Here is a 19,813-nt window from a genome sequence, read left to right on the forward strand (position 1 = left end):
CATGTTCGACTGGGCACCCTCACGCTTGCTCGCGGCATGATCGAGTGCGCTCACATCGGCGAGAGATGATGGTTCGGACCCACGGCGGACACGGCTAGAGAGAACTGACCGTGAGGCGGACTCCACCAAAGGGTCAAATCGGCAGTAACATCGCCCGCTTCGGTTCGGTTGGTGTTAGACCGACCTCCGTACCGCCGCAACCCCGCACGCCAGCAGGAACGCGAGCGCAATCAGTCCGATCCGCAGCCAGGGCACATCCCGGGTTGGCCGTACGCCGATCGACACCGCCAACCCCAGCTGTGCCACCAGAGCGAGGCAGATAACGACGCTGAGCGACCGGTAGGTGTTTCCGAAGTCAGCCCAGAACACCCAGGTGCCGTAGACGGCCGGGACCACCATCAGCAGGCTCAAGCCGATCAACGGGACGGCCAGTTTCCATCGCATGCCGGCGTTCACCGTCACTCCTCCCGACCCTCGCTGGCGGCACCACCCAGCGGCTCCACCTCGACAGTCAGCGCTGCGCCCGCGTCACGGAGCTGCTGCGCCTGCCGCTCCCATTCGGCGCGCTCCTCCCGGCTGAGGGCCTCCCGCTCGCGCAGCGACGCCGCGAACGCGTCGTCCAGAGCCCGGCCGTGCCAGGAGAACGCCGCCGCCGTACGCAGGTCCGCTTCGCCCTCCTGGTCAGCCACGGATGATCAGCCCAAAAACGAGGGCAGCGATGATCAGCACCGGCGAGGCATACGCCGCGACGATGACGGCTTTCTCGCGAGTCGCCCGGGGCTCCAGATATTCGTCCGGTGCCAGCACATTCGGGTGGCCGTTGCGGTACTCGACTCGGTGCCCCTCTGGCACCTGCACTTGCACTGTCGGGCGGGTCACTACCGAGATCAGGGCGTGAAGGCCGTAGATAGGCAACCACCACCCGCAAGTGAGGACCGACAGGAGTATGTGAGCCGCGTGCCAGGCGTGGCCGAGACTGCCCGACTTCAGATAGAGGGTTTGCATCGCCGGCACCGTAGTCGAGGCGCCGGTGTGGTTGGTGTCCGGCAACCGACAGTCAGAAGCTGCGCTGAGGCGATCGGGGCCGAGGGCCGCCCCAGCGGCGTTACCAGCCGGGGTAGCGGCGCCGCCAGTTTGGGTCCGTGTCCGGTTGCTTCATCACCTCGGCGAGGAAGAGGAGATCGGCGCCGGCGGGGTGTTCGGTGAACTGCCGGACGGTGTCATGCGCGAGACTGTCGGCCACCCAAGCCAGCTCCAGCCGAGATAACCAGTCGACCGGAAGCGCATCAACGCCGTGCGCGGCACCCAAAACTGCGCCTGCGACGGCGGCGGCGTGAGCACCGTTTCCTGCCCTGGCGGCAAGAAGTAGCGCAGTTCGCAGGTCATCCGGTCCTGGCGGTGAAGACCGTCCGACGGTGGCTGAGAGGGCGACATAAAGTCCGCCGGCCAACGCTGACACGGCCCGCCGGTCCGGCGCGAGCCGGCCGAGCACCGACCGCCGCCCGGGCGATGACCGAGCGGCGGTGGACGCCGCCTCGAGCGCTGCGGTCGCTGGGCCCATAGCCGCGGCTGCCAGCTTGTCCTCCGCTGTCAGCTCGGCCTCGAGATGGCGAGAGGCCCACAGCTTTCTGGCGTCCTCCACCGAGTGGCTGACGCTTCTCCCATCGGTGGCGAATCCAATGATGGTGGCGCCGACGGCGGCCGCGCTCACCGCTTCGCCTCGGTGGGTGAGGGCGGCGATCTCGGCGGCCAGGCTGCCGGGGTACGTGCCCCACTCACCGATTCCCGCTGGCAGGCTTCGAGTTAAAGCGTGCGCCCCGAGACTGGCGCCTACCGGTTCTTGCAGCGTTCCCGCGACCTGCTGTTGCAGTGCGGACACGGTGGCCGGCGCTGACCCCCGCCGCTGCGCCAGCGCCGGCACGTCAGCGAGCCACCCATCTGGCCAAGCCTCGTCTGGGCTGCCCCACCGCTTGATGCCTAGGATCATTTGACCTGCGGCCCAGCGATGGTAGGCGTGCCAGACAACGCTCGGCGGGTGGCAAATCCCTTTGAGGTCCGCGCGTATCCACGCGCGGATCAGCCCTTCGACCGTGTAGCAAGCGAGCTGCCCGGCGCACGTCGATGGCAGCAGCCCATCGTCGGGAACCTTGCCGCCCGTGGCTCCGATCGCGTCCCCGAGCATCAACCCCAGCATGGCTCCGCGTACCTGTGGCAACTGCGTCGCCGTCACCCGCGCCATGGACTCGATCCTATCTGGAGGAGGGACGCCACCTCACACTGCGGCTGTCGCTAACCCAGTTCACCCCGACGGTGCGTCGGGCCGTACCAGAGCGCCTCGCCGTAGCGGATAGCCGCTCAGGCTGGATGGTCGCGAAGAAACGACTTCGCCGCTGCCTTCATGGCCGCCACCGCTTCCTCCGCCTGGTTGTACTTGCACCCCATCCGGCGTACAGCTCTAAGAATCGATCGGCGACCTCTCGCAGCTCCGGCAGTCCTGAGTAGCAGGCCAGCCAGTAGATCTCGTGTGCCAGGTCCTCAGGGTCGCTCCTCCCGGCAAGGATGTTCGCCGCCGCCTGGCGCATGAGATGTAGCCGGGCGCCACTCTTGTCCGGGACTGGACAGCCAAGTTCATCCATTGCTTGCCAGAAGAGGTCGACGGCGTCCCGCGACTGGCCCTTCGGCAGGCCGGCGAGCTCACGCAAGGTCGGAGAGTCGACGCCTCGGGTCAGGGCATGAGCAGCCGCCATCGGCAGGCCATCTCCGACCGGCTCGTCCATCGCCAGTCGGATAACAAGGTCTTGCAGCTACTCCACCCAGGAGAGGCTAAGCGGTGCGTGCATCGCCGGCCAGGGTGTTGACGACGGATCACAGCGACAGCGCCCGCGACGCCTACGGCTCCCGCAACCGCATCGACCAACGGCTTCGAACCGCTGCGCCACTACCCGACGGGCTCGAGGCCACCTCGACCCCCGCTGACTTCGCTGAGCCCCTATCCTCGCGAGGAGTTCATGAGCGATGAATCCGATTCGGGGGTCTGGGAGCCGCATGGCTGACGACGGTGTGCAGTACGAGCTCAAGTCCGTGCAGGCAATCCGCGGCATCGAGGCCAGGTCGATCGCGAAGTGGCAGAAGGCTGGTTGGGAGTTCGTCGACCAGAACCAGGGGACATTGCGGACAACGTTGAACTTCCGCCGCCCGAAGCCGAAGGTCCCGTGGGTACTCATTGCCGTGGCGGCCGGTGTCGTCCTGCTCCTGGCCATTGTCGGCGGAATCGCCAGCGCGCTCCAGGGCGGAGACGACAAGAACTCCAAGCCGACCACGTCGCCGAGCGAGACGACGGTCGTGGCCAGCGGAAAGCCCTCGGAGACGCCGAAGCCGGAAGAATCGGCTTCAGATGAGTCCGAGGCGGACCAGGTCCTGACGGTCAAGAACAGCAAGGATCTCGCGGCGCTCTTGGCGGTGCGGGACTACTGCGACGAGGCGATCGGAACGTTCGCGGCCAAGTACGAGGGCAGGACCATCGAGTTCGACGGTTCCATCGCATCGATGCCAAATCACGGCGATTACAACACTCGCTACGACATCGGCGTCTATCCTGGAGATAAGGGCCCGAAGTCTGTGGTTGGGCCCGCATTCAAGTTCGAAGACGTCAACGTCTCTGACCTGCATCTCACTGGCGCGAACATCCCGGATTCCATAGGTACCGGCGACCTTCTCCACGTCGTTGCACGGGTTGGCGACTACAACCCGAACCAGTGCCTGTTCTTCCTTGAGCCGGTCTCTACGACAATTCGGTAGGCGACGTGAGTCGGATCATCACGGACCGGCGTGCACGGCCTCAGGGTGCTAGTAGGTCGCTCCGTGGATAGTCGAGCGCGACCGGTGCGTCGTATGCGCTGACCGTCGGAGCTGAGCAGGAGCCGGTTTCGTCGCAGCGTGCAGACTTCAGGTAAATGCGACCGTTTGCGATCCGCCAAGAGGAAATTCTGTCGTGCGACTCCAATATGGAACTGCTGGACCAAGACCAGACCTTTTCGCCTGAGCGGCCGTCGAGCACCAACACTCGTGTCTCGGGCGTGCCGTCGGGGAGCGTCCTGATCTCGTCAACGACGATGTTGCCGTCTCCGCCGACCGTTGTGTAGTCGGCTAGGATCGCCCTATCGGACCGGTACTGCCAGCGGCTCTTCGCGTCACGGTCGAGCTTGGTCAGGGTGCCCGAGCCACCCGACAGATATCCACCGATGAGGACACCGTCGGGGCTCGCGTAGCCGTAGTAGGCGCCGCACAGGTTTAGCGGCGTTTGCCTGACTTCGCCGTTCGGGCTGACACGGACAAGGGTCGCCGCCCAGTCGCGGTACTGGCAGCTGACGCCCGACGGCGAAGCGATGCGGACCACGGCATAGGTGTTACCGCTCATGTCGGTGGGAGCTCCGCCTAGGGCAAGGGCCTCGCTCGGCAGGTCCACAACGCGCCTGGGAGTGCCGTCGTATCCATAGAAGTAGACAGAATCGTGGCCCAAGTCGGGCGGGTTCGCAAAGGTCCGTCCGGTGAGAACGAGCCCTTCGCGGTATACGTCCAGGGCATAGGCGTCAACTGGTACGGTCCGGCTGAGGAAGACACCGCCGTTGGTTCCGCGTATTCCCAGCAGATACCGTGGTCCGTTGCCGTCGCACCGCTCGGTGAGTAAGTAGATGTCACCCGTGGCCCCAACCTGGAGGGTGCGATACATGGGGCTTCTGCAGCCCGGCAGGTTGGCTGATCGCCAAGTGACACCTGCGCCGGGCCGGTAGGCGACCAAGCGCCAAGGGTCACTGGGACCAAGGTGGCCAGATCCGAAGTACAGGGTTCCTTCGGGCCCGACGGCGAGTTGGTCACCGACGCACGTTCTAGGCGCATTTTCAGGATCCGTCATCAGACTTCCGCGCAGCGTGCCGTCTGAGTTGAAGGTCGACAAGGCAGCACGGCCGTTCAAGGCGCAGCTATTGAGCGTCAGGGCCGCGTCGGCATGGGTCATGATGCCGGCATCTGGGTCGGCAACGAGTTGCCCCTGCCACACCGGCTTGGGGTTCTCTGGTGGTTCCCCACCGCCGTCACCCCCGTCGCCCGGGGTTTTGATGAGGCTCTGGACGCTCGCGATTGCCGTTTGGCCACCTCTGTCCGTCACCTCGACGACGGCCCGGTATTGGCCGGCTGCCGTCGGGGTCCCGGTGATACCGGTGGTGGAGAGCGTCAGGCCGGGGGGCAGCGCGCCCGCGCTGATCTGGGTGGTGAGCGGTGGGGACCCGCCGGCTATCTGTAGCGTCGCGTTGTAGGGCTGCCCGACGGTTCCCGTGGGCAGCTCACCGCCGGTGATGGACGGACCGGGCCAGGGGCCATCGGCGCGAGACAGCTGGAATCGCAGAACGTCGGAGGCGGCGAGAGTGTACGAGACCTGTGTGAACCAGAGGTCGACGTCGAAGGAGCCTTCTACCGTGACGCCCAGGTCCGTGCTCCACCAGGGATTGGCGGTGGGAGTCAAGGTTGTCTCGGCGAAGAGTCCGCCAAAGAAAGCTGGGCCTGCGGCCCGAGCGAACTTGACCGACGCCTTGGGCCCGAAGGCCACCCGTGAAGTGACCCCTATGGGCCGGACACCTCGATGTCTGTTAAGGACTCGTGGTGGATCTTCTCGTAGGTGTCGGGGCTGACGTTACCCAGACGGCTGTGCCGGCGGCGAGGGTTGTAGAAGCCTTCGATGTAGGAGAAGACCTCCATCTCCAGCTCGTGTCGGCTGGGCCAGGCGCGGGTGTAGACCAGCTCGGTCTTCAAGGTGGCGAAGAACGTCTCGGCCAGGGCGTTGTCGTAGCAGTCGGCCACGGAGCCCATCGAGGCGAGCACGCCGCAGGAGCGCAGGGTGCGGCCGAACTCGAACGACGTGTACTGCGTCCCGCGGTCCGAGTGGTGGATGACCTGGTCGCGGGCGGGTCGGCGGTGCTGGATGGCCATGCCGACGGCGTCGAGGATCAGCTCGGTGCGCAGGTGATCGGCCATCGCCCAACCCACGACGCGGCGGGAGTAGGCGTCGACCACGACGGCGAGGTAGAGGAATCCTTCCCATGTGCGCAGGTAGGAGATGTCGGCGACCCAGAGCCGATTCGGGGCGGTCGCGGTGAACTGCCGCTGGACCAGGTCCGGCGCGGTCGCCGTGGACGCGGCCTTGCGGCGGGGCTTGCCGCGCCGGCGTCGGTGGGCGCCCTCGATGCCAGCCAGCCGCATCAGCCTCGCAACCGCCTTGCGGTTCCATCGGTGGCCGCGTTCGTGTAGCTCGGCGGTGAGCCGTCGGGCGCCGTAGACGCCGCGGTGCTCCGACCACGCCTGCCGGGTGACCTCGACGCGCTGCTGGTCGTGGCGTTCCCGCTCGGCGGCGCGTTGGCGTCCCTGTCGAACCCAGTCGTAGAAGGCGCTGTGGCCGACGCCGAGGAGCCGGCAGAGCAGACGGACCGGGTAGGTGGTCTTCTCCGCGGCGATGAACCGATACACCTCGGCCCGGTTCACCGCTCCGTCTCGCGTGCGAAGAAGACCGCGGCTTTTTTCAAGATCTCCTTCTCCAGCTCCAACTGGGCCACCTGCCGCCGCAACCGCAGCAGCTCGGCACGCTCATCGTCGCTGAGCAGCGACGACGACTGGCCGCCGTCGCGTTCCTGGCGCAGTTGGGCCACCCAGTTGCGCAGCGTCTCGTGGTTGACCCCCAACTCCCTGCCCACGTCACGGATCGTGCGGCCGGAATCCAGCACCAGCGCCGCGGCCTGACGCCGGAACTCCTCGGGGTACTTGCTCTGTCGAGCCAACGCGGTTTCCTCCTCCTCGGCAGGATGCCAAGTCAGGAGGTGTCCGGTCTCAGGGGGTCACTTCACCCGCAGCTTGCCGGTAGCGCTCACGGTGGGGGGTGTGAAGCTGCCTGTAGCGGTGCCCTGGTGGATCCAGTCAACACCCTGTCCGTCCACGTACTCGGCTCCGACGGTGATCTTTCCGCTGATCTTGGCGGTGTCGGTGACACCGGCGGCGAGTTCGACCTTTAGTGTCGGCTGAATTGCTGGCACGAAGCCCCAGATGGTTCCTAGAGGGATCGATGGGCCAATGTTGAAGGAGCACTTGACGGACGCTGGGGCGGTGATCGTGACGGCTCCTGCGACTTCCAGTTCGAACGCAACGCGCAGACGCTTGAGTTTGCCCAGTCCCCAGGATGCGTCCAGAAGGACTCGGGCGGACACGTCGACGGCGATGTCGGTGCGAAGCAGGTACCCGGCACATGGGGTGGTCGCTGCAGCAGCGGCTGGTATCTGTAGCTGCCCGCCGTCGTCGGCCAATAGTCGGCCTGCCAGGGACTTCGCTGCTGATGCGGGCGCCCCTGCTGCGAGGGCGCGGGTGTCGGCGCTGCCGGATACGCTGCCTGAGGGAAACGCCTCCTCGAGTGACACGGGTTCGGTACGGACGATCGTCTGTCCGGATCCGCCCGGCTGGGTGGAGGTCACTCGGGCTAGGATTCCCGCTCCCGTTGTGGGACTCGGGGGCACGAACAGGGCTTCGCCCACTTGCGGTGCCGCACCGGTCATGGTGACTGCGTCGGAGTCCGGTGACATGCTGACTACCTGCCGTGCGTCAACCACCTCCGTTGTCGCCGGCTTTTCGAGGCTGGCGGCAACCCCGGTGGAGATCCACCCGACGACGTCGGCGATGAGGTGGGTGGAACCGGTGTTGTTGTGGAGGGACACCTTTCCGCCGGCACCGACCTTCGCCACGACGAGATTCGGCGCTGTCTGGCCCTTAACAAGATTCAAGGTGCTGCTGGTAGGGCGGCTCTCCCCGGCGGGATAGACGGTAACAACGGTCGACGCAGTGGGCTGCGTGCCGGTCAGGTTGAACACCACCGCGCCGACCCCATCGGCGGGGACCCCACCCCGACCGGTGACCTGCACATCGATCGTCTTTCCCGCACCGACCGGACCCGTCGCGCTGGCGCCCAGCCCGGAACGGGTGTCGAGCAGACGGACTGGCGAAAGGCTTACATAGTCGCCGCCGACCGGCATCCATCCGAGGACGTCGGCGATGAGGTGGGTCGATCCGGTGTTGTTGTGGAGGGACACCTTTCCGCCGGCACCGACCTTCGCCACGACGAGATTCGGCGCTGTCTGGCCCTTAACAAGATTCAAGGTGCTGCTGGTAGGGCGGCTCTCCCCGGCGGGATAGACGGTAACAACGGTCGACGCAGTGGGCTGCGTGCCGGTCAGGTTGAACACCACCGCGCCGACCCCATCGGCGGGGACCCCACCCCGACCGGTGACCTGCACATCGATCGTCTTTCCCGCACCGACCGGACCCGTCGCGCTGGCGCCCAGCCCGGAACGGGTGTCGAGCAGACGGACTGGCGAAAGGCCGGTGAGATCGGCGCCGCGTGCGAACCAGCCGACGACATCGGCGATCAGGTGTGTGGAACCGGCGTGGTTGTACAGCGCTACTCTGCCTCCGGCTCCGACCGTGATGATGGCCAGGTTTGGCCTCGTCTCGCCTGCCGTCAGATTCAGCGTGCTGCTGGTGGGCCGGGACTGTCCGGCCGGATAGGCGGTGATGTAGGTAGAGGCAGTGGGCTGCGTGCCAGTCAGGTTGAAAACGACGGCGCCCACTCCGTCGGCCGGCACCCCGCCGCGACCGGTGACCTGCACCTCGATCGTCTTTGCCGGACCGACAGGGCCCTTCGTGCTCACGCCCACCCCCGAGCGCGTGTCCAGCAGGCGACTGGGTGACAGCGGTGTATAGCTGCGATCCGTGAAGGTGACAGTACTCGTCAACTGCTGACCGGCTGCGGCGCTCGGCGTGACCGCCGTAGCCAGTAACAGGAGGCAGGCGATGACTGCTGTCATGGTGCTGTGGGCCAGCCGGGGGTTATCCACGGGCGTCGCTCCAAGCATTCGGGTAGGTGCGACTGTAGAAGCGGGAAAGGGAAGAATTCATCGGCCGAAGAGCCGTCAACGGTCGGACGATCGCAGGGAGTAGGCGTGTGATCGGCGAGTACCTGTGACCGTCGGTTGCGGGACGCGGCGACCCGGCCGCACTGCCCGCTCCACCTCGCCGAGCAGGCGACCACACGCCCAGGACGCAGCGGGCGGACGGCGATGAGGACGTTCGCCGTCGGTCGCCGCGCCTACGCCGGCCTCGCCCCCGTCACCCGCCGATCCGGCACCAGCATCCGCGGCGAACACCCACCCCGAGGCGGCAACAAGAACCTCAAACGGGCCCTCGCCGCTTTCGCCGCCCTCGCCAGCCGCGCCTGATACAACCGCAAACGCGCCGAAGGCAAACGCCACAACGCCGCTCTCATCTGCCTCGCCCGACGCCGCTGCGACGTCCTGTTCGCCATGCTCCGCTACAAGATCCCCTACCAACCACGCCCAACCAGCCCCGTCCCCGCTTGACCAAACCCATAGGGACACGTTACGAACGTTGACCCGCCGGCCGGTCGTCTCATCGACACCAGCCTCGTCAAGATGCGCATCCAGCTCCGCATCGAGGGCCGATTCCAGGATGGTGCGGGTGATCCCCGCGAGGAGCCCACCCGGCCCGACCAACGACACACCGTCGGCCTTGGCCCGCTCGACCAAGTGCTGAGCGAACTCCACCTCCACCGCCGTCGGCTGCGGAAGCGGCACAGCTTCTTCCTCTCTGCCATGACGTAGTCCTTCCCGGACAGGATCAACGTCCTGTCCAACGGACCAAACCCAGGTCAAACACGGAAATCTACGCAGTCCCGTGCGGAGTGCTGGACTGCCCTTTACGAGTGCTTCTCTCGCGGCGGGTGACGCCAATGTGGTGGCAGGAGGCTATGGTCAGGTCGGCGAGACGAATGATGTTTGTGGCACGCTGTGCCGGTGAATAGCTTCCGGGACCTGGTCCTGCGGCAGGCGGATAGCATCGCTTCGCTCTACCTCGAGGGCGAGCGGCTCGGGCAGCCGGCGACGCGGGAGCAGAAGGAGTTCATTCAGGGCGTCATCGCGGCTGACTACGACGGACGAACGGTCGTCGAGCTGCTGCAGAACGGCCACGACGCGCATCCTGCGGACCGTCGTGATGGCCTGATCGAGATCGTCCTTGCCGAGGACGAGCAGGAGCACGGGACTCTCTACGTCGCTAATGGCGGGCGGCAGGTGATCCCGGACGATTTCGACTCGATGTGCCGGATCGCGATGAGCAGCAAGCGGCCCGATCAGGGCATCGGTAACAAGGGCGTTGGCTTCAAGAGCGTGTTGCAGCTGTCAGAGAGCCCCGAGGTCTACAGCCGGGCAGCGCAGGACTCGCCCACGTTTGACGGCTTCTGCTTTCGCTTCGCCCGCCCTGCAGACTTCGACGCCGTCGCGGCCCGGGTCGCGGCACACCGTACCGACCTTGCTGGCTTGTTGCGCGCCAATGTGTCCCCACTGAAGGTCACCGTGCCGGTGGACGAGGTTCCGGAGCGGGTCGCCAGGTTCGAGCGCGACGGGTTCGCAACCGTGATCCGTTTGGTGCTGCGCTCCCCTGCGGCGCTACGGCACGCCAGGGAGCAAATGGCGGAGCTATGCTCGGCGGCTGTCCCGTTCCACCTCTTTCTGGAGCGGGTCGCGCGGATCACGGTGAAGGTGCGCGCCGTCGACGGCGACGAGAACGTGCATGTCCTCACCCGCTCGACTCGCCCGGTTGCGGGTCCGGCGGAGGAGGTGCGCCTCCAGGATGGCAGCGCCTACCTGCTGATGCGCCGAACGGTCGCCGAGGCCGAGATGATTCGGGTCATCGAGCAGAGCCGCAACGAGGGCGGGCTGAGCTCCGGCTGGGAGCGGTGGACCGGCGACGGCGAGGTGTGCGTAGCAGTTCCGCTCGACCGACCGCTGAAGCATGGGCGGCTCTACACCTTCCTGCCGATGGGCGAGGATGCGCGGGCACCCATGGCAGCCTTCGTGAACGCGCCGTTCTTCGCACAGCTGGACCGGCGAAGTCTGTCTCCGTCCATACCCCTAAACGACCTGCTCTTGACGGAGGTAGCCCGGCTCTGTGCCCGTGCCGCCGCTGGCGCGTTCGGTCTGCCCGACGGCATCGTACTCGATCTGGCCTGCTGGGCGCGGCCCGAACTGGCCCGGCTGCGGAATGCCCTCGCCGAGATCGGCATCGAGCTCGCCGATCTGCCACTGGCGCCCATCCTGGGCCCGGGTCGCCACCGGGTGAGTCTCGCCACGGCGAAGCTATGGCGGGGCCAAGGCACGGTGTTCACCGCCGAGGCGGTGGTCGCCGCTGGGGGTGCGTCGATCGTCGATACCGCGCTGGACCCGCTGCGGGAAGGCCGCATGTCGGCGCTCGCCAGGGATCTCGGCCTGCGTTTGCCGCCGAGCCCGCCGGAGGTCGCGACGTTCGCCGAGGCCGTCGCAGAAGCGCTTGCAGCCATGCCAGCAGCAGCCGAGGTCTGGGCCGGGTTCTACGACGACCTCGCGGCCGAGCGGTTCGACGGAACGGTCCTGCAGGGGCGCCGCATCCTCGTTGACGACCGGGGCAAGCTCGTGGCTCCCGGGGACGGGCGGAGCGTATTCGTTCGACCGGCCGGCGATGACGAGTTACCGGCGGCTGCGCCGCCTTCGGTGGTGCGGTCCCGGCTGGTGTTCATGCTGCCCGGCATCCCGTGGCTCACAGCGGAACGACGTAAGCGCCCGGGACGGGCCTGGTTGGACGCTCAGAACCTGGTCCGGGACTACCGGACGGACACGGTGCTCGGCCTGGTCGGTTCGGCGATGCACGGGATCGGTCCAGGCGATGACGAGGTGCTGCAGCAGTGCCTGCGCTTCGCGTTCGATGTCTGGCGGCGCACGGTCCGGGACGTGGGGCCCGAGGCTGTTCGCGACGCCGACCTCCTGGTCCCGGCCGCGTCGGGATGGCAGCCGGCGAGTACGGCGACCTTCGGCGCGGGATGGGGAGGCGCCACGGCCGAGACCGACCTCCGGCTCGCACGGCTGGTCGCCGCAGCTGCGCAATCCTCGGCCGACCTACGCCGAATCGGAGCCGCCACGGTCGAACCCGCGCACCTGGGCGACATCGACCCGGAGCCATGGCGGGCCTTCCTAGAGGCAGCAGGCGTCCGCCACGGGCTCGTGCCGCTGGAGATCCCCGCTACCAGGTTCGCGCTGCCAGGCTCGCAGGTTGCCGCCCCCTCAACAGTGGGGGATCTGTCGATCCCGGTGTCCAGCTACGACCAGCGGCGTTGGCGCGAGGTGGCCGCGACCTGGCCTCGACACGGTCCCCTTCACCAGCAGGTCCGGTACCGTCCGACCACTAACGTGGCGGTCCTACCCGCGCAGCGGGACTGGTCGGGATTCGACGCCGAGTCGCGCCGCCTCTACGCCGAGTTGATCCTGATAGGCCTGGATTCCTGGCCAGACTCTGCGCTAGAGATGCACTTCAACCGCGAGACCGACTACACGCGGCCGGCCTGGCCGACCTTCGTGGCGGCATTCCTAGCCACCGCCGAGTGGATCCCACAGACCGCGCCCGGGCAGCGCTCGCGAGTGTCGTTCGCGGCACCTGACCATGCCTGGTGGCTGCGCGAGGCGGAGACCCCTGACTACCTCCCCGCCCCGCCGCTGGCCCTGCGCGGCCTGGCGACGCCGAGAGTGCTGGCCCGGCTGGCCCGGGTCGGCGTCCGCTTCTGGGACGACCCAGCCAGCGCACCCAGCCGCCTCGAGGAACTGACCGAGCTGGTGGCGCGGCATCGATCGGAAACCCGAGGCACAGTCCCGCCGGGTGTGCGCAAAGCGTACGAAGAGGCCTGGCGGCAATTCGGCGATCATCCCGATCCCCCGGCGCGCGTCGTGATCACCCGCCAAGGCCAGATGGAGGTAACCGACCTCGACCGCGAAGGCGAACCGGTGTACGTTTGCGACGAATCCGGAGTCGCCAAGGAACGGCTGCTCAGCCAGACACCCGTGGCGATGCTCGCGATCCGGGCCCACCGACTCGCCACTCACGTCCGAGGGCTGCTGCAACAGTCCGGCCCGAAGCGGTTGATTCCCACCTCCGCAGTGGCCGTCGAGGTCACCGCGGATGGCCTGCCTGCTGGGGACCTCGCTTACCGGCGCCTCGACGACATCGCAGGGCGCTGGCTGCGCACCCTGGTCCTCGGGGCCGTGGAATTCCAGCAGAGCTCGTTCGTGACGGTCAGCGACAAGCATCTCGCGCACGCAGACCGACGCCTCGGCCAGTGCGAGATCGCGGTGGCTGAGTCGGTTGTCGCCAGCGTCGGCGGCCACCCCATCGGCCTCGGGGCTGGCCCGCGGTCGTTCCTCATGGACGCCGGCGGCAAGCCCCGAATCGTCGTCGCGGCCGCCGACACCGATCGCTGGACGGTGCTGAGGGCGGCCTGCGGCTCCCTAGCCGAGCTGGCCGGTTTTCCTCAGGTGGAGCGGTCGCTGGAATTGGCTCTCATCGACCTCGAGCGCTGCTGCTGCGGCGTACCTACGGCTGCGGACGTTGCGTACGCCCTACGCGTACCGGTCCGGGACCTGCAAGCTGCAGCCCTCGACGGCACCGCTCACCTCTCCGACTACTCTGCGCTTGTCGCCGTCATCGCGGTCCTCGACACCGCCACGGCGGAGGAACTGCGCGACCGCAAGGAGCCCTTTGACGGGCGCGACGAACTGCGCGCCTGGCTAGCCGACCGGCTGCACGCCACCGGGGTGGACGCCGGAACCGTCCTCGCCCTCGCCGACCGGGACGACCTGCGTGCCGCGATCGAACGGCTGGGCATCTCCCTGGCGGTGGCGAACGCCAGCTTCCGCAAGCTTGGCCTGCCGCCGCTGCACCACCGCGAGGGACACGCCCGGCAGTTCGCGGCCCACCTCCAACAGCACGGAGCAGAGATCCAGGACCGCCTCCGTGACCGGTTCGTCGCCGTCGCAAGGCGCGGCGAGCCGCTGGCCGACTACCTGCGACTGCGCGACCTGCCTGGCCTCGCCCCCGACCCCGACTGGCTGGACCGCTACTGGGATCTTCCCGAGCCGGTGCTCAACGAGCGGGTCGAGGATTGGCTTGATGCGGTCTGCCCGGCGGCCTCGCCGGCTACGCCAGCATCGGCTGCACCGCTGCCCCCGGTGAAAGATCTGAGAGAAAGCGGCCACCGTACCGCCGTACGCGCCACGACGGCCGCCCGAGTTGCAGTGGAGGCGTGGCTACATCGCTCCACCGGCACCAGCATCCGCCGCCCCGGCCAACCGGACGCTGTCGCCGCAGCTATGACCGCTGACGGCAGCATGGACTTCAACCGGCTCACCCAGTCCGACGTGATCGCCTGGTTGCACGCCCACCGCCAGTGGCCCGAATCGATGCCGCGGGCTCTTGCGCCCGCGCAGCTGGGACTCTCCCCGCAAGACATGGAGCGCGCCCGGGAACGCCTAACGCGGGCGACAGATCGGCGGCACCGCGAGTCAGTAACCACCACGTATGGCACAAAGAAGTTTGGGCACGAGCCGCAGGAGACGCAAGCCTTCATCGACGCCGTCCGCGCGGACGTGCCAGCCGAGGTCCTGGCAACGCCACCCCAGCCCGTGACGCTCTCGGGAGCGCTGCGCAATCACCCCACGCCCGGCGGAACCGGGGGCGGAGGAGGATGGCGAGCCATCACGGCGCCGCCGGAGGTTATCGAGAGGGTTGGCCTCGCCGGCGAACTGCTGGTCGCCGAGTGGATCCAGCACCAATTCGGCTACCCACCCGAGACCACCTGGCGATCTGCCTACCGCCGAACATGCTTCCCCGACGACGGCGACGACCGCCTTGGCTACGACTTCCTGGTCACCACACAAGACAAGCGCCTGCTCATCGAGGTCAAGGCGACAACGGACGCCGTGCCCCAGATCGCCCTAGGCGAGTCGGAGGTTCGCCGGGCGCAAGCCCTCACCGCAGACGAGGAATATCTAATCGCCTTCGTCACCCACGCTCTTGACCCAGCTCGGCGTCGCCTGCACGTTCTGCCGAATCCCCTGGCGATGGGCGGCTTCGAGTACTACAGAGTGGCCGGCCGCAGCATGCGTTTGCAGTTTCAGCTCACTGCTGGATGACACCCTAACCATAGGCGGCGGGGCGAAGCCGTCTGTGCACTCGCACGGCTTGTTCACCCGGGCCAGTAGCTCGGCGAGCGGCGCGCCACGGACGGCGGGAGCTGATCCGCCTGCTGACCGGTGGCACGGCCCGCCGTGGTACCCGTCCGGCTTCGGCGCCACGGATCCGCGAGCCCCACTACTCAATGAAACCCCGGTCGAGGTCGAAGGCCGGCAGGTATCTCGCCCTATACGGCACCAGGCAGCCAACCGCTGGCGTTGCGTTGACCGCGCGCGCCGCCGTCTGCCTTAACGAAAGCCGGGTGATCGCGGGTCTCGCCATCCCGACGCGGCTGACCGCCGCCCACCGCGCGACCACCGGCTCCTTTGACGACGGCACGACCGACCCGCGCGGGCGGAGGTACGACCCGAGACCCACACCGGACCAGGACGACGAGCACCTCACAGTGTTCGACTCAGCGGTCGGTGACCGCATCAGGCCCACGACGCCACGCCCGAGCAACGGACTTCAGCCGTTGCGGCAAGCCGTCACACGGTTGTTGCCGCCGCGGGGCGATGCCCGAGGCCAGCAGGCACAGGCGTCGATCAGCCTCACCGCACGGCGGAGCTCGGCGAGGACTCCCAGCGTGCGCGACTTGACCTTCGGTCAGTGATGAGCGTGGATCGTCTGCACCTGCTCGACACGACGGCTGCATCGCATAGGCGCGGAGTGTGCGTGCGGGTGCCAGCCATGGGATCAAGGATCGGAGTTCACGCTCGTGCCCACGTCAGTACTCGCCCCCGCGGGCGGTGGCGCCGCCGTGAAGGCGGCACTTCTCGCCTCGAAGGACCTACGGGCCACCGAACGGCTGGTCCTGGTCGCCGTCGCCGCGCATGCCAACCGCGAGGGAGACGCGTGGCCGTCGGTCGCCACCATCGCCGAGTACGCCGGTGTCTCCGTCCGTACCGTGCAACGAGCCCTCGCCAAGCTCGTACATTTGGGCCGCCTCGCCGTACGCCAGGTCGCCACCATCGCCACCCGCGTCTACCGCCTGATCACCCGGCACCCCACCACCGCAGGGGGTGACAACCAGCAGCCAGGGGTGACACCTACGCGGCCCAGGGGTGACACCCATGACCTGTCACCCGAAGCAGAAGACCACACGAAGACCACCGGCCGCACCGCCGCACGCAACTGGCGGCGCATACTTCCCACCAACCGACCCGCAGCCCAACCCCACGGCACACCACAACGCGGCGCCGCACTGCCCGTCACCACCAAAGCTGGCCAGTGTCCACAACACCGGGGCAATCCCGCGTCCAACTGCGGACCCTGCCGCTCAGAACGCCTCGCTCCCCCTCGGCCGTAAGGGACTCGGAGACCGCCGATCCCGGACAGGGAAGATGGGCATCGGTAGGCACGGGTGGAGGCAGACAGGAACGGTGCGTACGGCGTCCACGAGCAGTACGGGCAACGCGGGCCGCCGGCCTGCACCGGGCGCAGGTAACGGACGGACAGCCTGTAGGCCAGGAGCAGCCGGACGAGGACCTCCGTGCAGCGCAGGAGCGGATTACCGACCAGGACGCCCAGCGCCTGGACCGTCACGAGGGCGAGCGCAATCCGACTGCGCCGCGATAGGCCGCTGACTGCTGCCCGTGCGATGTCATGTCGCCGGTCGTTCCCACTCCCCCGCGCCGCCACAGACAGAGCCGACACACGCGGCAGCGGGGTACCGGCCAGCCGATGGAGGCGGCGGCGATGCAGCACCTGCGCACCACCCTGCGCGCCGCGCTCGACCACGCCGTCCGCGAAGGCCTGCTCGACTGCACCCCGGCCCGCCACATCGAGGTCAACGGCTACCAGCAACCCCACGCCAAGGTGTGGACCGAGACCTGCGTCGATCAGTGGGAGCACGACGGTGGCGGCCGGCGGTGGCGGAGTGGACCGCCGAGCAGCTCGCCACCTTCCTCGGCGACGTGACCGATGATTCGCTGTTAGCCTTCTGGTGGCTCACCGCCCTGCGCGGCCTGCCCTGCGGGGAGATGTGCGGACTGCGGTGGGCCGACATCGACCTCGACCGCGGCGTACTCACCGCCGAGCGCAACCGCACCACCGCCAGCTACACCATCGTCGAAGGCGACCCCAAGACCCCCGCCGGCCGACGCGCCGTCGCCTTGAACAAGCGCACCGTGCAGGTGCTGCGGGCGCACCGCCGCCGGTAGCTCGACCAGCGCGCCCAGGCCGTCGAAGACGGCAAGCCGTGGACCGACACCGGATACGTGTTCGTGCGCGCCGACGGGCTGCCGATCAACCCGAACTACGCCACCACCCGTTTCCGGAAACTCGTGCAGCCGGCCGGGCTGCCCCCGGTGCGGTTGCACGACCTACGCCACAGCGTCGCGTCCCTCGCCCACGAAGCCGGAGCCGATCTCAAGCGGTGCGGGACCTGCTCGGGCACGCCAGCATCGTCACCACCGCCGACACCTACACCAGCGTCCCGCCCGAAGCACAACGCCGCTGCGCCGACGCCACCGCCCACCTCGTCCTGGCCGCGGCCCGCCGCACCCGCAGAAAGACCAAGGACAAGGCCCGGAGGAGCCGACCCAACCCGCGGCCGAAAACAGGTGTCCCCACCACCGCCACTGCCGGAAAGGTGACGAAGGCGCAGGTCACAAAGCCGATGCACCGTGGGAAGCCGGCACACACGGCGGCACCCACATCGCACCCACGTGACACTCACCGTCCGCAGCAGGCGAACAGGGCCTGGACCGCGTTCCCACAGGCCGGACCCCTCTTGATCATGTACGCCCGAAGGGACTCGAACCCCTAACCTTCTGATCCGTAGGCCAGGACCTGGTTCGGCATAAGGGTAATCGGACCCGGCGGCCCGCCGCCGTCGAGATGGATGCCGAATACGGGCGTCAGACCGTACGCAAATCGAGGGTGTGCCAGGTTGGTGCGTCTGGGTCGCCGGTCGACCACCACAGGACCCGGCCGCGGGCGAAGGTCGCCGATGCCGCGCTGGTGATCTCGACGGCCCGCTTGGTGGTCAGGTCGTATACCAGCAGACCGGCGGCGGTGGGGTCAGCGCCCGCGCCGGTCTCGCTTAGTACCACGAAGCGGTTCAGCAGCGCCGCGTCCGCAACCGCTGCCAACGCCGTCGGGCCGCCGATCTGCTGACGTTGCGTGCCGTCGGGCCTCATCATATCGATGCGGACCTGGCCCGCAGCGGACATCACTTCGACGCGACACCACTCCGGACTGCAGGTTGCCAGCTCGGAGCCGTTCGTCGCCACCGTGATCTCCCGGTTGGTGGAGAGGTCCTTGAGTTTCGCGGTGGCGGTGTCGAGGCCTCCGGAGCGGATCCACGGCCAGGCGGTCAGCCCCCACTTGCCGGGCTGGGTGCGTTTCGTGACCGGGCCACCTCTGAGGTCGACGTTGCGGATCTCAGTGTTGGTGCCGCGGCCGGCCGCCCAGAACGCGCGGCCATCGCGGACTAGGACGTCGTACTGGCTGCCGAAGAACAGTGCGTTGCCAGTGTCCGCGGTCAGCCGTCGAGCCGGTCCGCCGCGGACATCGGCGGCCCATAGTTCTATTGGGCGCCCGGCGGTCTGCTCGGTCCACACCAGCGTAGCGCCGTCGGATGTGACGTTGCTGAAGTCGGGGTTGCTGTCTTGCGGGCGGCGCCGCAGTTCCCGAACGGTGCCGTCGGCGTTGCGGAGGACCAGCCGCTGCGTCTCCCCGTCCGGCGACGCCGCGGTGCCGACGGCGGTGCGGGCATCGAGAAAGTACCGCGGGTTGAACAGTGGCCCGTCGCTGAGGTTGCCCGGGATGTCGGCGCGCTCAGCCCTCGGCCAGACGGCCGCCGCGCTGCGGTCGGGCGGTGGCGGCGGCGGGTCCGGGATCGGACGCACCAACAGGTAGGCGCTGGCGGCCACAGCGATGGTGACGGCCGCGATGCCGGCGCGCCGAGGGGCCGTTGGTCGGGCGGCCGCTTTCTTGGCGGGGCGCTGCTTCGTGGCGAGGCTCATTGGTACGGCTTCTCCGGTGTGGCGGTCTGCGTCCAGGAGGCCACCTCGAGGTAAGGGATGTCCGCGTCGTTGACCGGATCCTTACTGGTCGTGGCCGTGTACCTGCCGACTACCTCGACCCAGGTGTCCGGCGCGGCGGAGGGGACGTCGCCCGCCAGGCCGACTTTGATGGGTCGGCCATCGGCGGCGCAGCACGACATGATTATGCGGGCGAGCATGGGCTTGCCGTCGGCGCCCGGCGTGATGAATCCGACGAGCCGGACCTTGCGGCCGGCGAGGCTCTTGCCACCGTCGTACAGCGAACGCGAGGCGTACTCCAGCAGGCTCAGCGGAACCACATCGCCTGGTGGGAGGGGTGGAGCGTCCGAGATTTCGGAGGCCGAGATGGTGCCGGCCTGCCCTGCGGCGTAGGAGCCGAGCGCGGGCGGAGCCATGAGCAGCAATGCGAGCGCGGGCAGCATCATCAGCCAGCCGACCCAAGGCTCGTGGGCGTGCCCGTGTCCGTCGTCGTGCCCGTGGTCGTGCTGTTTGCTGGCGGACGGCTTCCGCCATTCGTGCCACAGTGTCATGACTGCGGCCGCGACGAGTATGAGGCCGGCCACGACGAGGAAGGGCCGCAGGCCCTCCTTGACGTAGCGGAGGTAGACGCCGGTAAGGCTGACTTTGACGATCGTGCCGCCGAAGAGCAGCATGATCACGGCTTGCGC

The 19,813-nt window shown here is 68.0% G+C and carries 17 protein-coding genes and 1 pseudogene; 8 read left to right on the forward strand and 10 right to left on the reverse strand.

Features of this window, described 5'->3' with window-relative positions; genetic code table 11:
* Positions 1-174: 174 nt before the first annotated feature.
* The 4 genes from GA0070614_RS02770 to GA0070614_RS02785 all read right to left on the reverse strand — a co-directional run bounded on the left by GA0070614_RS02770 (position 175) and on the right by GA0070614_RS02785 (position 2,239).
* Positions 175-456, reverse strand: a complete 282-nt coding sequence (locus GA0070614_RS02770; RefSeq protein WP_088974498.1) for a hypothetical protein — start codon at positions 454-456, stop codon at positions 175-177.
* A gap of 2 nt (positions 457-458) precedes the next feature.
* Positions 459-689, reverse strand: a complete 231-nt coding sequence (locus GA0070614_RS02775) for a hypothetical protein (RefSeq protein WP_088974499.1) — start codon at positions 687-689, stop codon at positions 459-461.
* Positions 682-1,005, reverse strand: coding sequence for a hypothetical protein (locus GA0070614_RS02780; RefSeq protein ID WP_157744903.1), 324 nt, complete (start codon positions 1,003-1,005; stop codon positions 682-684). The genes GA0070614_RS02775 and GA0070614_RS02780 overlap by 8 nt, the downstream gene beginning before the upstream one ends.
* A gap of 100 nt (positions 1,006-1,105) precedes the next feature.
* Positions 1,106-2,239: an ADP-ribosylglycohydrolase family protein gene (locus GA0070614_RS02785; RefSeq protein WP_088974501.1), complete on the reverse strand. Its 1,134-nt coding sequence runs from the start codon at positions 2,237-2,239 to the stop codon at positions 1,106-1,108.
* A gap of 806 nt (positions 2,240-3,045) precedes the next feature.
* Here GA0070614_RS02785 and GA0070614_RS02795 point away from each other — a divergent pair.
* A complete protein-coding gene (locus tag GA0070614_RS02795; protein WP_088974502.1) occupies positions 3,046-3,798 on the forward strand; it encodes a DUF4839 domain-containing protein in 753 nt (250 codons plus the stop codon).
* A gap of 40 nt (positions 3,799-3,838) precedes the next feature.
* Here the strand turns inward: GA0070614_RS02795 and GA0070614_RS02800 are convergent, their stop codons facing one another.
* The 4 genes from GA0070614_RS02800 to GA0070614_RS02815 are packed head-to-tail and all read right to left on the reverse strand — an operon-like array spanning position 3,839 to position 8,924.
* Complete coding sequence (locus tag GA0070614_RS02800) at positions 3,839-5,602, reverse strand: Ig domain-containing protein (RefSeq protein WP_088974503.1); 1,764 nt, start codon at positions 5,600-5,602, stop codon at positions 3,839-3,841.
* Positions 5,603-5,616: 14 nt separating this feature from the next.
* On the reverse strand, positions 5,617-6,516 hold the full coding sequence (locus GA0070614_RS02805) for an IS3 family transposase (protein WP_231933480.1): 900 nt from the start codon (positions 6,514-6,516) through the stop codon (positions 5,617-5,619).
* 11 nt (positions 6,517-6,527) lie between these two features.
* Positions 6,528-6,824 carry a transposase gene (locus tag GA0070614_RS02810; RefSeq protein ID WP_157744885.1) on the reverse strand — a complete coding sequence of 99 codons (297 nt, stop codon included), beginning with the start codon at positions 6,822-6,824 and terminating at the stop codon, positions 6,528-6,530.
* Between the two features lie 57 nt (positions 6,825-6,881).
* Positions 6,882-8,924, reverse strand: coding sequence for a hypothetical protein (locus GA0070614_RS02815; protein WP_088974504.1), 2,043 nt, complete (start codon positions 8,922-8,924; stop codon positions 6,882-6,884).
* 189 nt (positions 8,925-9,113) lie between these two features.
* Here GA0070614_RS02815 and GA0070614_RS02820 point away from each other — a divergent pair.
* The 7 genes and pseudogenes from GA0070614_RS02820 to GA0070614_RS30935 form a co-directional block, all read left to right on the forward strand.
* Positions 9,114-9,446, forward strand: a pseudogene (locus tag GA0070614_RS02820) (transposase); the annotation flags it as partial.
* 72 nt (positions 9,447-9,518) lie between these two features.
* Positions 9,519-9,707: a hypothetical protein gene (locus tag GA0070614_RS30920; RefSeq protein ID WP_157744904.1), complete on the forward strand. Its 189-nt coding sequence runs from the start codon at positions 9,519-9,521 to the stop codon at positions 9,705-9,707.
* A 192-nt stretch (positions 9,708-9,899) separates the two neighbouring features.
* Entirely contained in the window at positions 9,900-15,095 is a 5,196-nt protein-coding gene (locus GA0070614_RS02830) for a sacsin N-terminal ATP-binding-like domain-containing protein (RefSeq protein WP_088974505.1), read from the forward strand.
* Between the two features lie 800 nt (positions 15,096-15,895).
* A complete protein-coding gene (locus GA0070614_RS31610; RefSeq protein ID WP_157744906.1) occupies positions 15,896-16,444 on the forward strand; it encodes a helix-turn-helix domain-containing protein in 549 nt (182 codons plus the stop codon).
* Between the two features lie 374 nt (positions 16,445-16,818).
* A complete protein-coding gene (locus tag GA0070614_RS30925) occupies positions 16,819-17,055 on the forward strand; it encodes a hypothetical protein (protein WP_231933495.1) in 237 nt (78 codons plus the stop codon).
* Positions 17,007-17,297 (forward strand): site-specific integrase, encoded by a 291-nt coding sequence (locus GA0070614_RS30930; protein WP_231933496.1) that lies wholly within the window; start codon positions 17,007-17,009, stop codon positions 17,295-17,297. The genes GA0070614_RS30925 and GA0070614_RS30930 overlap by 49 nt, the downstream gene beginning before the upstream one ends.
* A gap of 63 nt (positions 17,298-17,360) precedes the next feature.
* On the forward strand, positions 17,361-17,732 hold the full coding sequence (locus GA0070614_RS30935; RefSeq protein ID WP_231933647.1) for a site-specific integrase: 372 nt from the start codon (positions 17,361-17,363) through the stop codon (positions 17,730-17,732).
* 264 nt (positions 17,733-17,996) lie between these two features.
* Here the strand turns inward: GA0070614_RS30935 and GA0070614_RS02850 are convergent, their stop codons facing one another.
* The gene (locus GA0070614_RS02850) at positions 17,997-19,106 is read right to left on the reverse strand and encodes a TolB family protein (protein ID WP_088974508.1); all 1,110 of its coding nucleotides are present in this window, start codon (positions 19,104-19,106) and stop codon (positions 17,997-17,999) included.
* The gene (locus tag GA0070614_RS02855; protein ID WP_408630756.1) at positions 19,103-19,798 is read right to left on the reverse strand and encodes a TIGR03943 family putative permease subunit; all 696 of its coding nucleotides are present in this window, start codon (positions 19,796-19,798) and stop codon (positions 19,103-19,105) included. The genes GA0070614_RS02850 and GA0070614_RS02855 overlap by 4 nt, the downstream gene beginning before the upstream one ends.
* Positions 19,799-19,813: the final 15 nt, after the last annotated feature.

It is taken from the genome of Micromonospora coxensis (genome assembly GCF_900090295.1).
In the GTDB taxonomy this organism is placed as follows: Bacteria; Actinomycetota; Actinomycetes; order Mycobacteriales; family Micromonosporaceae; genus Micromonospora; species Micromonospora coxensis.

What these genes read in the sequence shown, in the direction of transcription:
- GA0070614_RS02850 (WP_088974508.1), bottom strand. Translation starts at nt 19,106, where the DNA reads ATGAGCCTCGCCACGAAGCAGCGCCCCGCCAAGAAAGCGGCCGCCCGA.
- GA0070614_RS02780 (WP_157744903.1), bottom strand. Translation starts at nt 1,005, where the DNA reads ATGCAAACCCTCTATCTGAAGTCGGGCAGTCTCGGCCACGCCTGGCAC.
- GA0070614_RS30920 (WP_157744904.1), top strand. Translation starts at nt 9,519, where the DNA reads ATGCGCATCCAGCTCCGCATCGAGGGCCGATTCCAGGATGGTGCGGGT.
- GA0070614_RS02795 (WP_088974502.1), top strand. Translation starts at nt 3,046, where the DNA reads ATGGCTGACGACGGTGTGCAGTACGAGCTCAAGTCCGTGCAGGCAATC.
- GA0070614_RS30925 (WP_231933495.1), top strand. Translation starts at nt 16,819, where the DNA reads ATGGAGGCGGCGGCGATGCAGCACCTGCGCACCACCCTGCGCGCCGCG.
- GA0070614_RS02785 (WP_088974501.1), bottom strand. Translation starts at nt 2,239, where the DNA reads ATGGCGCGGGTGACGGCGACGCAGTTGCCACAGGTACGCGGAGCCATG.
- GA0070614_RS02855 (WP_408630756.1), bottom strand. Translation starts at nt 19,798, where the DNA reads ATGCTGCTCTTCGGCGGCACGATCGTCAAAGTCAGCCTTACCGGCGTC.